The organism is Chitinophaga sp. (assembly GCF_019236475.1).
Classification (GTDB): Bacteria; Bacteroidota; Bacteroidia; order Chitinophagales; family Chitinophagaceae; genus Chitinophaga.
The window spans coordinates 241,182-255,817 of the sequence record NZ_JAFAIX010000002.1 but is presented as its reverse complement, the minus strand read 5'-3'; the positions used below and the strand labels follow the sequence as shown (position 1 = coordinate 255,817).

General features: G+C 45.7%; 14 protein-coding genes and 1 riboswitch. Of the genes, 8 read left to right on the top strand and 6 right to left on the bottom strand.

What is annotated here, in order from left to right:
- Positions 1–5: 5 nt before the first annotated feature.
- Positions 6–1,967, top strand: coding sequence for a heparinase II/III family protein (locus JO154_RS01560; protein ID WP_291941267.1), 1,962 nt, complete (start codon positions 6–8; stop codon positions 1,965–1,967).
- Between the two features lie 259 nt (positions 1,968–2,226).
- Here the strand turns inward: JO154_RS01560 and JO154_RS01555 are convergent, their stop codons facing one another.
- The 3 genes from JO154_RS01555 to JO154_RS01545 all read right to left on the bottom strand — a co-directional run bounded on the left by JO154_RS01555 (position 2,227) and on the right by JO154_RS01545 (position 4,041).
- Positions 2,227–2,970 (bottom strand): thioredoxin family protein, encoded by a 744-nt coding sequence (locus JO154_RS01555; RefSeq protein WP_291941265.1) that lies wholly within the window; start codon positions 2,968–2,970, stop codon positions 2,227–2,229.
- 183 nt (positions 2,971–3,153) lie between these two features.
- Positions 3,154–3,588, bottom strand: a complete 435-nt coding sequence (locus tag JO154_RS01550; protein WP_291941263.1) for a GNAT family N-acetyltransferase — start codon at positions 3,586–3,588, stop codon at positions 3,154–3,156.
- A gap of 6 nt (positions 3,589–3,594) precedes the next feature.
- Positions 3,595–4,041, bottom strand: a complete 447-nt coding sequence (locus tag JO154_RS01545) for a carboxymuconolactone decarboxylase family protein (RefSeq protein ID WP_291941261.1) — start codon at positions 4,039–4,041, stop codon at positions 3,595–3,597.
- A 96-nt stretch (positions 4,042–4,137) separates the two neighbouring features.
- Here JO154_RS01545 and JO154_RS01540 point away from each other — a divergent pair, with 96 nt between their 5' ends.
- Entirely contained in the window at positions 4,138–5,601 is a 1,464-nt protein-coding gene (locus JO154_RS01540; RefSeq protein WP_291941260.1) for a PLP-dependent aminotransferase family protein, read from the top strand.
- On the opposite strand, the gene JO154_RS01535 is transcribed toward JO154_RS01540, so the two are convergent.
- Both JO154_RS01535 and lepB read right to left on the bottom strand, forming a co-directional pair.
- Positions 5,598–6,467, bottom strand: coding sequence for a class I SAM-dependent methyltransferase (locus JO154_RS01535; protein WP_291941257.1), 870 nt, complete (start codon positions 6,465–6,467; stop codon positions 5,598–5,600). The genes JO154_RS01540 and JO154_RS01535 overlap by 4 nt on opposite strands.
- Before the next feature lie 99 nt (positions 6,468–6,566).
- Entirely contained in the window at positions 6,567–7,742 is a 1,176-nt protein-coding gene (gene lepB / locus JO154_RS01530) for a signal peptidase I (protein ID WP_291941255.1), read from the bottom strand.
- 149 nt (positions 7,743–7,891) lie between these two features.
- Here lepB and JO154_RS01525 point away from each other — a divergent pair, with 149 nt between their 5' ends.
- From JO154_RS01525 to JO154_RS01505, 5 genes are all read left to right on the top strand, one after another.
- Positions 7,892–8,344 (top strand): cold-shock protein, encoded by a 453-nt coding sequence (locus tag JO154_RS01525; protein WP_291941253.1) that lies wholly within the window; start codon positions 7,892–7,894, stop codon positions 8,342–8,344.
- A 167-nt stretch (positions 8,345–8,511) separates the two neighbouring features.
- The gene (locus JO154_RS01520; protein WP_291941252.1) at positions 8,512–10,482 is read left to right on the top strand and encodes a PAS domain S-box protein; all 1,971 of its coding nucleotides are present in this window, start codon (positions 8,512–8,514) and stop codon (positions 10,480–10,482) included.
- Positions 10,483–10,546: 64 nt separating this feature from the next.
- Positions 10,547–11,002 carry a YhcH/YjgK/YiaL family protein gene (locus JO154_RS01515; protein ID WP_291941250.1) on the top strand — a complete coding sequence of 152 codons (456 nt, stop codon included), beginning with the start codon at positions 10,547–10,549 and terminating at the stop codon, positions 11,000–11,002.
- Positions 11,002–11,484: a GNAT family N-acetyltransferase gene (locus JO154_RS01510; protein ID WP_291941248.1), complete on the top strand. Its 483-nt coding sequence runs from the start codon at positions 11,002–11,004 to the stop codon at positions 11,482–11,484. The genes JO154_RS01515 and JO154_RS01510 overlap by 1 nt, the downstream gene beginning before the upstream one ends.
- Positions 11,485–11,488: 4 nt before the next feature.
- On the top strand, positions 11,489–11,857 hold the full coding sequence (locus JO154_RS01505) for a YccF domain-containing protein (protein ID WP_291941246.1): 369 nt from the start codon (positions 11,489–11,491) through the stop codon (positions 11,855–11,857).
- A gap of 288 nt (positions 11,858–12,145) precedes the next feature.
- Here JO154_RS01505 and JO154_RS01500 read toward each other — a convergent pair whose 3' ends face one another.
- The gene (locus tag JO154_RS01500; RefSeq protein WP_291941243.1) at positions 12,146–13,279 is read right to left on the bottom strand and encodes a DUF5074 domain-containing protein; all 1,134 of its coding nucleotides are present in this window, start codon (positions 13,277–13,279) and stop codon (positions 12,146–12,148) included.
- 134 nt (positions 13,280–13,413) lie between these two features.
- Positions 13,414–13,634: riboswitch (cobalamin riboswitch) on the bottom strand.
- Between the two features lie 101 nt (positions 13,635–13,735).
- Here JO154_RS01500 and JO154_RS01495 point away from each other — a divergent pair.
- Positions 13,736–14,620 (top strand): DUF4349 domain-containing protein, encoded by an 885-nt coding sequence (locus tag JO154_RS01495; RefSeq protein WP_291941241.1) that lies wholly within the window; start codon positions 13,736–13,738, stop codon positions 14,618–14,620.
- Positions 14,621–14,636 lie beyond the last annotated feature (16 nt).

Sequence of the window (14,636 nt, the reverse complement as noted above, 5' to 3'; positions counted from 1 at the left end):
CACGTATGAAAAAGAAACTGTTTTTATTGGGCTGCTGCTTCTTTGCGGTAGTTGCCTCACAGGCGCAAAACCTGATGAGTGGCCGGTTTACGGAGCAAGAACTACGTACGCGTTTAATTCCGCGGGATCGCTGGGAGCCATTCCCTGCTCGTAGCAACCGTCAGGTATGGACGAATGTGGATACCGCACTGGCAGCCAAGACCATCCGATTGGCAGAAAGCTACCTGCATTATGAATGGCCCGGTATTCCGGCAACCACTTCGCTGTTGATCGTCAGAACCGGTAACCGCAGGGATTACCAGGAAATTGCCAACAAGAAAAGAGATGTACTCGCCACATTAATGATGGCGGAAGTGTATGAAGATAAAGGCCGTTTTACAGATGATATCGTCAATGGGATATGGTCTGTTTGTGAAGAATCTTTCTGGGGCGCATCTGCTCATCTGCCTCGCACAAAGGAAATTAACGGCCTGCCAGATGCTGCAAATCCTTTTGTAGAGCTGTTTTCCGCAGAAACGGCAGAATTGTTGGGCTGGGTGGATTATTTTATGGGTGATAAGTTAGACGCGGTTTCGCCGCAAATACGGAAACGCATATACGACGAAACCAATCGCAGGATCTTTGTACCGCTCATGACTAAGCATCATGGTTGGATGGGCTCCAGTGGTAGTGGGCGCCGACCTAATAACTGGAATCCTTGGATTTCCTCCAACTGGTTATGTTCAGTGCTGTTGCTGGAACACGATGAAGCAAAACGTGCCGCCACTGTCAGCAAAATCTTGGGTACACTGGATCAGTTCCTGAACCCATATCCGCAGGATGGTGGCTGCGATGAAGGCCCGGGATACTGGAGTGGAGCCGCTGCCTCACTATATGATAATATCTGCCTGCTCAACCTGGCCACTGCCAATGCTTTCCAGTATGTATTGGCGGATGAAAAGGTGAAACATATGGCACAGTTCATTTATAAGGCACAGATCAGTGAAGATTATTTTATTGATTTTGCTGACGCCGACCCGCGTCCGGGAATGAATGGTGCTTTAATTTATCGCTTTGGTAAAGATGTAAAAGATCCAGATATGATGCGCTTCGGCGCGTATTATGTACGTACCGAACATAATCCTTGGAAAGGAACGTATATGTATTACCGTAATCTTTTCTCCTTGTTTATGCAGGATGAATTCAAGCGTGCAGAGAAATCACTCCCATTGCCTGCAAACAATTGGTGGCCTGATCTGGAAGTAATGATCGCTCGTGATAAAGGCGGCGTTACCAAAGGTTTTTATGTGGCCGCGAAAGGAGGCAACAATGATGAAAGCCATAACCATAATGATGTCGGAAATTTCATTGTGTATTACGATGGGCTACCAGTACTGATAGATGTAGGACGTGGTACCTACACTGCCAGAACCTTCTCCGACAAGCGTTACGACATCTGGTTCAACTGCTCCGATTATCATAACCTGCCTACCGTTAACGGATATACGCAAAGGCCAGGCCCTGCATTTAAAGCAACGAATGTAAGCAGCACCAATAATGCAGGCGCTAGTACAATGCAGTTGAATATCGCGGAGGCCTATCCGAAAGAAGCAGGGATCAGCAGTTGGAACAGGACGGTTCAGTTGAAGAGAAACCAGAAAGCGGTGATTGAAGACCAGGTGGTGCTAACGAAAACAGATAGTCTCACCCAATACCTCATGACCTGTTTCCCCGTGGAAATAGTATCCCCAGGGGTACTGCTTATTCACGGAGAAGGCCGTGATTACCAAGTGACTTACCCTGCTGCTAAACTCAATGCCAGCGTGGAAAAGGTGGCATTGACAAAAATGGAGGATGAAGGGATTAAGCAGAAATGGGGAGATAATATTTACCGCATTCACTTGAAAGCCATCAAGCCATCCGCGAAAGAGAAATATACCTATACGGTTACACCGTCAAGAGTAACTGCGTCGGCGCCTGGACTGTAAATACCGAAAGGAGAGATACAGCAGCGCTGCAATGCAGGTAACGATAAGCCCCCAGCGTAGGTATCTGGCCGTTGTAATCGGTACACCAAGACCGGTAGCCAAAGCTATATAGGCGGCGAGGCATACAGGACACTTGGGTATCAGTGCCAGAACCACGCCTGGTGTGGCCCATCGAATGAAATGGAGGAGGCGCCGGATAAGCGGCCGGCGCACTTTCCTCACCCGGTTGCAATTACAAGAATGCTGCATGGCAAGGTATTTAGTGACAGCAATTGCCGTTGCCCGTAGCGACTGGCTGCACTACATACTTGTCATGGTGTTTCATCCAATCCATGGTCTGAGGCCCGTCCTCATTCCTTCCCAAGGGAGCAATATCCAGGTAATTGTAGGTATTTACCATTATATCCGTACCTCTTGCATAGGCAGAATAGGTATGATAAATTTCTCCATCTTCCTCTTTGTAGAACGCACTCATTCCTGGCAGTTCTGATGCTTTGTTGGGTATCTTAGCATAGTTATAATAGACTTCTCCTTTATCCAATTCCTCCGGTGTAAAGGATACATGATAATCATAGTTGAAATCACTGTCATGGGAGGAAACCCACTTGAATTTCCATTCCATCCTTTTCTGAAAACGCTGAATTTCTTCATACGGCGCCCTGGAAACCACTACCAGACTCACATCATGGTTGAGCAGGTGCGGTAAAGAACCATCAATACTGTCTGCATTAAAGGAACATCCCGGACATCCTTCCGCCCAACCTGGCCCCATCATAAAATGCACTATTATCAACTGACTGCGGCCGTCGAATAAGTCGGAGAGGGTTTCTTTTCCCTGTGCACCATTGAATTCGTAGGTTTTGTTGACATGCTCCCAGGGTAATGCCATTCTTTCTTTGGCTACCTGATCCCGCATGCGGGTTAGTTCCTTTTCTTTTACCAGCAAGGATTTGCGGGCAAGATCCCATTCTGCTGGTGATACTACTTTGTGTTTCGTTTGCATAGTAAAATGGATTTTCAGATTACAAATATCCATTTACCATCTTGTTTCGATGCTGTGTGAAAACGTCAATTTAAGGGGTGGTTTGCGTCACCTGGAAAGGGCGAATTACGACAAAGTGGAATGAGCTGCCCATAAGTAGAACCTATGCACAACTCATTCTGTATCAATCTATATGTATCAATGTTAGAGCTTCAGCATGAAATTATGGGCCGACATAATATACCCATGCTGTAGGTATAGTCGGTGTGCATCGTTGTTGATGTACCCAGAGCTCAAACGTACACTTCCCAACCCTTGCCGGATAGCCAGTTCTTTCACATGATTTAACAGTAAGGAACCGTAGCCCTTACCACGATATTCCGGTAGGGTAGACAGGTCATCAATATAAATATGTTTGCCGCAGAGTAATTTGTTGAGATGCCGAAACCCTGCGATGGCGACCACTTTAGAGTGATCATCGTCCGCCATGGCATAAATCAACATATAGCCATCATCCATTTGCATGTCCTTTATTTGACCAAGCACTTTATCCCGTTGCAGCTTTGGCCGCAATTCTAGGATGGTGTCAATGCAACCGATGATGGCTTCATCTGAGTCGGCATAATAAACCTTACGCATATACGATTATTTTACCTCCGGCAGATAATGAAGAGGAATTGCCACCCTGTTCCAATTATTGATGGCAATAATCATCATTAAAATTTGAGCCGTTCCGTCTATACCGAAATGTTTCACTACATCCTGATAGGTTTCTTCCCTCAGTCCATGCTTGCTGATTTCCGTCACTTCTTCTGTCATCGCCAGTATAGCGCGTTCCTCGGGGGTATATACCTGCGCTTCTCTCCAGGCGTTGAGTAAATAAATCCTGGCTTCTGTTTCGCCGTATTTACGAGCGTCCGCTGTATGCATATTGATACAGAAAGCACATTTGTTGATCTGGGAAGCCCTAATCTTTATCAGTTCTTTCTGAATAGGAGTTAATTTGGAATTAGCTTTTAACGCTTCTACTGCTGCTAAGGCTTTATAGGCCTCTGGATAAACTTCTGCCAGGTTAAATCTTAATGCTTCCATACTATTGTTCGTCTTTCTTTTATGATTTAATGATACAAATGTATATTTGATCTGGACTATGCAAGTAGTCCAGTTAATGATTAATAAGTAGTCCAGATGCTGCCATATAAAACATTGATTCGAATTGATAAATCCAGTCGCCAAGCGGTCTATTTGCAGATAGCCTGCCAATTCATTTCCCTCATCCGGGATGGCCTCATCCAGCCAGGGACCTATCTTCCAGGAAGTCGGGTACTAGCAGAATTATTGGCGCTCCACCGCAAAACGGTCATAGCGGCCTATGATGAATTACAGGCGCAGGATTGGATCACAGCCATCCCTAGAAAGGGGATGATGGTATCGTTAAACCTTCCGGAAATAAAACCACGTTCTTATAATAATGCGCATCATGCTTATGCAGAAGGACCGGCATTTCCGATATATGAGGCGCCTTCATTGCTACTGAAGCGTAATCTCCCGACCGCAAAACTGGTGCTCAACGATGGTTTCCCTGATGCGCGGCTGGCTCCCCTCGACGATTGGGCGCGGGAATGCCGATCTATTATTCAACGCCCCGCTTATCATAAATACCTGGCCTTTGGCCCGGCAGAAGGCAATATGTATTTACGGAATCAGATGCTGAAATATCTCGCTGATACCAGAGGACTTAACATTCGGGAAGAAAATGTAATGATCACCCGCGGCGCCCAGATGAGTATATACTTGGCGGCTTCGATGGTGGTTCAGAAAAATGATAATATTATCGTTGGGAGTCCGAATTACTTTTATGCAGATCTTGCCTTTGAGCAACTGGGTGCCAATATCATCCGGGTGCCGGTGGATGATGAGGGGATAGACACGGATACGGTAGAACAGTTATGCCGCACGAAGAAAATAAAGATGCTCTATATCATCAGCCATCATCATCATCCTACCACCGTCACGCTCAGCGCGGAACGGCGCATGAAATTGCTGGAAATCATCCGCAAGTATAAACTAGCAGTGATTGAGGATGATTATGACTTCGACTTCCATTATTCCGCTGCCCCTATTGTGCCATTGGCCAGTGCAGACCATGGCGGTAATGTGATTTATGTGGGCTCTTTTACAAAATCCCTCGGCCTCTCTTTACGCATTGGGTTTATGATCGCCCCAGAGAAGTTTATCCAAAAAGCAGCGGCATTGCGCCGATTGATAGACATCGGAGGCGATAACCTGGTGGAAGAAGCCCTAGCAGGCATGCTGGAAAATGGCAGTATCAACAGGCATCTGAAGAAAGCAAACAAACTCTATTGGGAACGCCGCGACCTGGCAGGAGAACTACTCATCAGGCATTTACCCGATGCGGCGAGCTTCCGGTTGCCACAAGGAGGAATGGCCATCTGGCTACAATTTGCCAAACACTTGAAAATACCTGCCATCGCCGACAAAGCAGGCACCTTCGGGCTTTCCATGAGTTATGGCTACCATTATGCCTATAAGTCAAAACCCCTCAACGGTTTGCGCTTCGGTTTCGCATCGCTGAATAACAAGGAATTGGTGAGTGTAGTTAATATATTGGCAAAGGCGGTGAAGCCTTAATCCATGGGCTTTAATCGCCAAGTGGCACGGGATTTCTTCCTGGCTTTGACCTTTTCCAGTTGGTCCGGCGTTAAGGATTTCAGGAAGTAGGGGAGACTGCTTAATCGCGTATTGTCTTTCTCTGCTTCTTTGTCTATCTCAAATCCCATCTCATTGAAAAAGGATTTGGCACTATCGAAGGTCTCAAACTTTTTCTCTTCGATGTTATGGGATTTCAAAAAGGCCATCAACGGATCATCAGGGCGACTATACAACTTAGCGGTAAATGCTGCTTCTTCGCGGGTGTAGATGTCGGCTGTAATCCAGTAGCCACCACGTTTTTGCAGGATTTTATGAATGATTTGACATAGCCGTTTCTTTTCTTCCGGATCCAGGTACATCAACAATCCCTCGTTTACAATTACTATAGGGCCGGGCGGAAATCGCGCTACAATTGCTTCGAAAGCGGCTTCATCCAATGCATTCAAAGGCAGTACTTCCAGTTTACCTGCCAGCGGGCCGGGGTGCAATTGCTCCAGCAAAGCCACTTTGGTGGTAATCAGGTCTGGCAGATCCGTGTCTATATAATAATACCCTGGTTGCTCCGCCGTATTTAATCCTCGGAAAGAGAAGCCAGAAGAGAGTTCCAAGATATTATGAATAGGGAGTTCTTCCAATAGCTGATTAATACTCCAGTAGCGGTCTTCAAAATGCAAAACCCTGGCCCAGAAGTAAGGCTGTGTTATTGCAAAATCCGGATGGAAAGGTTCAGGTGCATGCACGATGGTGGCCGCTTCCAGCGCATAAGGTATTTGGGTCACGCTTTTGAGGAAAAGCAATGCCTTCGCGGAAGGACTGATGGTATTATAATCGCGGGGTTCCGGCATATATTAATTTTTGAGATGATAAAAATAAGAAAGCCATCCCTCAAACAGAAGAATGGCTTTAGAATAAAATGATAGCATGTTTCCGTAATAAGCTAGCAATTATTGGATGGCTTTCAAGATCCGGCTCCAGCGGATGCCATCATGATCATAACTCATCCAAGTAATCCATGCCTTACCCACCAGGTGATCTTCCGGTAAAAATCCCCAGTAGCGGGAATCTATGGAATTGTGGCGGTTATCGCCCATTACCCAGTAGTAATTCATTTTGAAAGTATAGGAAGTGGCAGGCTGTCCGTTAATGATGAACTGACCATTTTCCTCTTTCAGGTCATTGTGTTCATAAATACGGATGATTCTGCGGTATAACGGAATATTGGCGGTAGTCAATTGAACAGTAGCGCCTTTGGCAGGAACCACCACCGGACCGAAATTATCCTGGTTCCAGTGAAACTGAGCGGTATCGTATGGAAACAGCGCCGGATCCGCATTTTCCTGATCTGTATACGGTGTTAGGCTCTTAATGATAGACCAGGTTTTCATGGTTTCCACATCGGTGGTACTGAGATTACAGAGATACAATCCTGGCTGTCCGGTAGCCATTGGCTCATCAATGATGCCCATTTCCTTCAAGCGAACAGGGTTCAGCACTTCCCCGTTTGTTTGTACAAGGTATTGCATTTCTGCAGTAGGAGCATTATATCCAGGCTGATGATTAACACTGACAATACTATTGCTGATAGAGATGGTATCGCCAGGTACGCCGACACAGCGCTTGATAATATTTTCTTTTTTATCTACCGGCCTAACCAATATATGGAACTGGTTCCATACCTGCTCGCGTCCCATTTGGCGCACCAGTTCGTAATAGCTGGTAGAACTCTCCACTTCCAAAGCTACGGTATCACCAGGAGGCAGATTAAATACCACAATATCATTTCTGCTCACGGAAGTAAATCCTGGCAGTCGCTTATATGGCAGTTGAAATGCAGTGCTGTAAGAAGGGGTATAGGTGGTAAAAGGCATTTTGTTATGCACTAGCGGTATCGCTAGGGGAGTCATGGGCAAACGCGGGCCATAACTTATGTTACTCACAAAAAGGTAATCATTGATCAGTAGCGTACGTTCCATAGAACCCGAAGGAATGCAATAGGCTTCGAAAATGAACATGCGGATAATCGTAGCGGCCACAATGGCAAACAAGCCAGCATTGAGCCATTCCCGCAAGATCGATTTTTTTTCAGTGGAAGCTGGGCGTTTGCGTCCGAAGAGTTTCATATGGAATATTTTACGTACGAATCTCGTTAAAAAAAGCCGAAATCTCAGCTTTGTTATTACCGGCGGTGCTTTTTGCTGCTGTATGGCAGATAATTTTCTTATCTTCGTAACGACCCGAATTCCCCCGAGTAAAAAAAGGGTCAATGCATATGGCAAAATCACAGGAAACCTTCGGTAAAAAAGATCTTGAGAAAAAGAAACAACAAAAGAAACAAGAGAAGGAAGAGAAAAAGGCTGAACGCCAGGCTAACAAGAACAAAGGAAAAAGCCTGGAAGATATGATGGCTTATCTGGACGAAAATGGCAATCTCACTAGTACGCCACCCGATCCTTCAAAACGTAAGGAAGTAAACGTTGAAGATATACAAATTGGTGTGGCAAGACAGGTGGAAGAAGAGGAAGATCCGATTCATAACGGTGTAGTAACCTTCTTTAATGAGTCAAAAGGTTACGGCTTTATTAAAGATTCCCGTAACCAGGAAAGCTATTTTGTCCACATTAAAGAAGCGTTGGACCAATTAAAGGAGCACGCGAAAGTGACTTTTGAAGTTGGTAACGGTCCCAAAGGCCCAGTAGCTTTAAGGGTAAAATTAGCTAAGTAACTGCCAGTAATACTGGTTTATGCAGGCGGTGCAGACCGCCTGTAGGTTGCAACTTTCCCTCATTTCCCCATTTCTTCCCCATACCTGCTGTATTTCCGCGGAACCTGTATTTTTTATTGTGGTAAAACCAATGTATCAGGTTTACCATCGAATGTATCAGCCCACGTATGAAAAGTAATTTTGATACAACGTCAACTGTACCTGCCATTCCACCACATTTTGAACAGGAACTTCAGGCAGAAGGCGTTGATTGTCATGCTATCTTAGAAGCCTTTCCAGCCGCAGCCTGGCTATGTGACCGCAACGGATATCTGCGGGCAGTCAATCGACATGTCGTGATCCTCACCGGTAGAATGCCCCGACTAGGCGAAGATCAATGGTGTATTAGTGTTCGTGCTTATTCTCCCAATGGTACATTATTACTGCCTTCAGAAACGCCAGCAGCCTATACCTGGTTGCACCAGCAACCCTGCCAGGGAAAGGCGGTCATCCTGGAAAAAAATGATGGTAGCCGCAGAATGGTACAAGTGAATACGCATCTTCTTTATGGACGTAACAAAGCACCATTGGCAGTGTTATGTGTTGCGACGCCGGCTGCAGCTACCTATAACGACCAAAACTCCCTGCTGGCGGCTATTGTAGCCAATACTACAGATGCAGTGTACAGTCTCTCCCCAGACGGATTATTTACCAGTTGGAACAATGGTGCAGCAACACTCTTCGGCTATACGGCCACAGAAGTGCTAGGAAAACATATCAGCCTAATCGTTCCGCCAGATCAAGCGGGGGAGTTCCGGCTATTGCGACAAAGGATCTCCCTGGGAGAACAAATAAGCCACCATATAACCAAACGACTGTCTCGGGATGGTCGGACGCTGGACCTAGTACTAACGGTATCTCCTGTACACCTCTCCGGGGAATTACAAGGCGTGTCTGTAATTGCCCGCGAATTTACTCCTAGCAATCGCCTACAGCAACTGGTGAAGGAAGGGGAGGAACGGTTTCGACAGGCAGTGGCAGCCACCAATCTAGGTACATGGGACCTAGAGGTAATGACAGAACAACTACAGCTTTCTGCCGTCGCGAGAGCTATCTTCGGATTTTCCACTGCGCTCCCCATTAACCTCCATATGTTGTATAGCCGCATATGGCCAGAATACCTCACCCCTGTTAAGAAAGCGATCAACGGTGCCATGAAACACAGGGAGAATGGGTATTTTGAGATTACATTCCCCATCAGTCGCTATGATGATAATGCCACCAAGTGGATCAATATGCGAGGACGCGCCTATTTCAATGATAGGGAAGAAGTAGAAAGACTGATTGGGACCATCTTGGATATCACGCTCACGCATCAATTAAAAATGGAACTAGAAGAGACAGTGCGAATCAGAACAACAGAGCTGGAACGTACGGTCAAAATGCTGGAAAATACCAATGAAGAACTGCGCGAATTCGCTCATCTGGCCAGCCATGATTTGCAGATACCCATGCAGAATATCCAAACTTATACGCAGGCGGCAAAAGCCCAGGAGGAAGCCGGGAAGCCTACCATGCCCTGGCTGGAACGTATTGCAGCTACCTCCTCCCGTATATCCAAACTGATAGCGGAAACGCTGGCATGGTCCAGTTTACCGCTGACAGATGCCGTGTTGACCACTGTAGATCTCCAACAGATAATGGATACGGCATTACAGGATTTAGAACCCATTATCAAGGCAAGAAAAGCAGATATTCATTGTGATAACCTGCCTTGTATCCAAGGGATGCATTTTCCATTATATAGGCTGTTTCAAAATATCATTAATAATTCATTGAAGTTCTGCAAGAAGCAGCCATTAGTGATCATTACTGCACAAGTAATGACAGACGAAGAACAAATGGCTGTCCCTGGATTGGCGCCCGGCATCCGCTTTTTAAGACTACGATTTACCGATAACGGAATAGGATTTGATCCCACCATGGCCGAGAGGATATTTGATAGGTTCTACAGAGGCCACGAGCAGGAAAACTATGCCGGCAACGGCATTGGATTGGCATTATGCCGACGGGTTGCCGAGATGCACGGAGGCCGGATTTACGCCTGTTGTGAACCAGGAGCAGGCACGCGGATCGATGTCTTCCTACCAGCAACATAATTTTTTTATTTTCATTCCATTGCTGCAAAAACTGATGTATCTTTCCTCCTTTACTTAATTACTTATGATTCTTGATACATTAGACCGTGCAACGCTTTATCATGTGCTAGGAGCGAAATTTGAAAAAGCGTTTGACTATCTCCGCCAGACCGACTTCAGTAAAGTGGAAAAAGGAAAGTATGAAATTGATGGTACCCATATCTTTGCTATCGTAAATGAATACGACACCATTGAAGAAGCCGGAGAACAAATGGAAGCCCACCGCAAATACATCGATATCCAGTATGTGGTAAACGGAGAAGAGAGAATAGGGCATGATTTTCTGGGAGATAAAAGTCCTTCAAAGGCTTATTCCGAAACGGAAGATTATATGCTGTTCGCGGAGAAACCAGCTTTTTATACCCATCTGAAAGCCGGTCAGTTTGCGATATTTTTCCCTACAGATCTGCATATGCCTAATTTGCGTATAGCCGTTCCCGTAGCAGTAAAAAAAGTAGTCATAAAAATAAGTGTAGCCTGATGGAAATCACATTCAGGAATATTCGCCCAGAGGATAACCCGTTATTAGCGAATATAATCCGCAGAGGAATAGAGGAGTTTGATGTGCCAACAGAAGGAACTGCCCATTCAGACCCGACTACAGATAACCTGTTTCAGCTTTTTCAAACACCTGGCTCGTATTATTGTGTAGCAGTTTTGGGAGACACGGTCATTGGAGGCTGCGGTATTTACCCAACACCTGGGTTGCCGGAAGGCTGTGCGGAACTGGTGCGTTTTTTTCTTTCGCCTGCGGCCAGAGGAAAGGGCTTAGGCGTTAAATTGCTGGAAGAGAGCTATGCCGCTGCCCGAAAAGCAGGGTATAACTCCTTGTACCTGGAGTCATTTCCTGAAATGACCCGGGCGGTGGCGATGTATGAAAAAAATGGATTCAAGTACCTGCCTGGACCATTGGGTAACTCCGGTCACGATGCCTGCACCGTCTGGATGATCAAAGAAATCTAATTACATGAGTTTAATAGGAAATTTAATCTGGCTGATCTTTGGCGGCTTTTTTTGCGCCCTAGGATATTTTGTGGTAGGCTTTGGCTTTTGCATTACTATCATCGGAATACCATTTGGATTGCAATGCTTCAAAATCGGTCTGTTGACACTCATGCCTTTCGGCGCACAAGTGAGGGAAAGACAGCAACCTACAGGATGTTTGTCTACCTTATTTAATATCATCTGGATATTCGCTGGTGGCATTTGGATCGCATTAGGACACCTCGTATTCGGATTACTGCTGGCAATCACTATCATCGGGATACCCTTCGCCAGGCAGCATTTCAAGCTGCTCACGCTTACCTTTGCACCATTTGGAAAAGAAGTGTACTAGTTGTTTCATAAGGTAAAACGCACTGGCCTGTCGTGCCAGCCCAGCGGGCAGTTAATCATCAAATTTGTCCAAAGGGAATGAAGGTAAAACACGCTGGCTTGTCGTGCCAGCCCAGCGGGCAGTTAATCATCAAATTTGTCCAAAGGGAATCGAGGCAAAACACTCCTTTCTGTCGTGCCTGCCCAGCGGGCAGGCACGACGAAAAAAATAAAAACGAGAAGAGACGTCGCAGACGTCTCTTCTCGTTTTTATACACTACTGTTTTTATACCACATTAAAAACAACAGCCTATGGGCGGAAAACCGGCATGGCAGGGAAGTACCAGCCATTATAAGTAACAGTTTTCTTCAGCTCGCCAGTAGTGGCATCATAGAATAAAATGCGATTAATATTACCGCTGTAAGCGCCATTAATAGTTAAGGCAATGATTTCGTTGGTAGCCTTATTGTAACCAATAGCAGAACCATAGAAGTACTGACCAGTAGGCAATGTAATAAAAGGCTGAGCCAAGGAAGTTGGATCTCCAATCACATAACGGTATGCTTTAGTACCACCCGTAAACCCAGTACCAGGCGCAATGAAAATGGCATTTTCTTTTGTGCTGGCGCAGATGCTGGCATGACGCCATGCACCCCATGGAGAGGCTACTTTAAAGCCCAGACTTACAGTAGATCTTTCCAGGGTATTAGGATTGATGCGTACCATAGAATCAGCGGTGGCTGCATATACATCCCCATCTTTCGCTCTAGCAAAGCCCTGGTTGGCATTGCCGAAACGGCCTGCAAATTTGTAATCACTGGTGTTGAAGGCTACGATACCTTCTTTCTGGCTCAGTGCAAACGCATATTTACCAGCTACCAGGATATCGCCCGTATAGCTACTGATGCTGTCTACCTTTTTATCAATGGCCAGTGTAGTAAGACTTACTGGATATACCCCGTCGCCAGTGCTCAGCAGTCCTCTGTACTGATCAATACCAGCAAAAGCATGACCATCGTTTTTAGGGAGCGTATTGTTACGGTTGTAGACTTTCATGGTGTTAAGATCCGCTACGGCCAATGGACCGCCAGCTTTTACCACGAAGTACATTTTGTTGTTGAAGATAGTCGCGAAATCCAGGGTGTTGCCCGCAGAACCAAGACTGTCGCCAGGATTGGAGGTTTTATATACGTTCCAGGAGAGAGAGTCGCCTGTGTAGGAATAGAAATGTGCATCTCCGGTTTCATGCCCAAACCAGCCTTCATTTGCAACAAAGAATCCATTATCATATTTGGAAGGAGTGCTAATTACTTTATCTTCCTTTTTGCAGGATCCCATTACCAGGGTGGCAGCGAGAAACAGTGCGCCGTATAGGCGTTTCAGTTGGTAACTGCGGACATCAATATGGCGCAGCGTTTTCATCAAACGTACAGTTTTGTTCATTCTCTTGATTTTACGATACATATAAAAACAGTTGGTGCAACAGCTCGCGATACTGCGTGCAGCAAACTTGTTTATCATGATAGTGCATACGAAAAAGCGTATGGCATTCATCCTTCTTTTCTCCCGAAAGTGACGGACGATGGAGGCAAACGGGCAGGTCTTCTGGCTTTCCTTCTTTTCGGAGGCCTTCCCGTACTTCACTAGAAAGAAGTACAGTGGCAGAGGTAATTCCGAAAAAAGTTTTCAGGTGATGAAAACAGGATTACAGCTACGGGAATAGCTCCGGTATTGCACCGGATTCCCTTTTAATGTTACAGTCAGTACGACTTTAACAACCAGTTGCGAGGCGCAAACCTACGTCAACATTTTATAAAAACCTATTTACTTTTTATTTTTTTAACAAGTCATTGGGTTACCTCCACTGGATTTTGAGTATAAAAGGTAAATCACTCATCCATGCGAAAGTCCATACCACTGTGGGTTCTACCCGCCCTGTCCCTTGCTGCCTGTAATGCAGCCCCAGATCATTCCGCATCAACTGTACAGGTAGCCAAATCAAATGCAGAACAAATCACGGAGAAAGCTGATTCTGTAGCTTTTGCCACTGATATTGCATCTTTGAATGCGGCTTCCCGCAAACGTGTACGCACCGCCGATGTACGTTGCCGCGTGAAAAATGTATTCGACGCTACTACCACGCTGGAGCGGGTTACAAAGGAATTAGATGGAGTAGTGGTAGAGAGTCACCAGGAGAATACGGTTACCCAAGATAAGTATGTGGCCTATTCCGCTGATTCGCTTATGCATGTTCGTATGTACGGTACCGTTGCACAGCTTACCTTGCGTGTACCGGTAAACCGTATGGATTCCGTGGTGCATGTATTATCCGGCATGGCTACGTATATAGATCACCGTACCCTGAAAGATGAGGATAAAACCATGCAGTATTTATCTAATTCCTTGCGTAATAACTTAGTTATTCAATCGCCAAAACCAGATAAAAAAGCGACTTCGTTGGATATTGCCAAGTATAAAGACGAAAAGGAAGAAAAGGTGATAGACCGGGAGTTGAATAACCTTTCCTTGATGGATGATGTAAATAATGCGACCCTTACAGTTGCTATGTTCCAGCCCGACAGAGCTGATATCGTAGTGGAAGTGAATCCGGCAGCGGCGACCAGAGCGGGCTTTGGTACAGAATTGAAAAATGCGCTGATAGATGGAACAGAGATTTTACGTAACCTATTCTTGTTCCTGATCACGATCTGGCCTTTCTTGATATTGGGCGCTATTACCTGGTTCCTGGTGAAGAAATATCGGAAAAGCACACCGGCTGCGTAGTATTGAGTACGTTCAT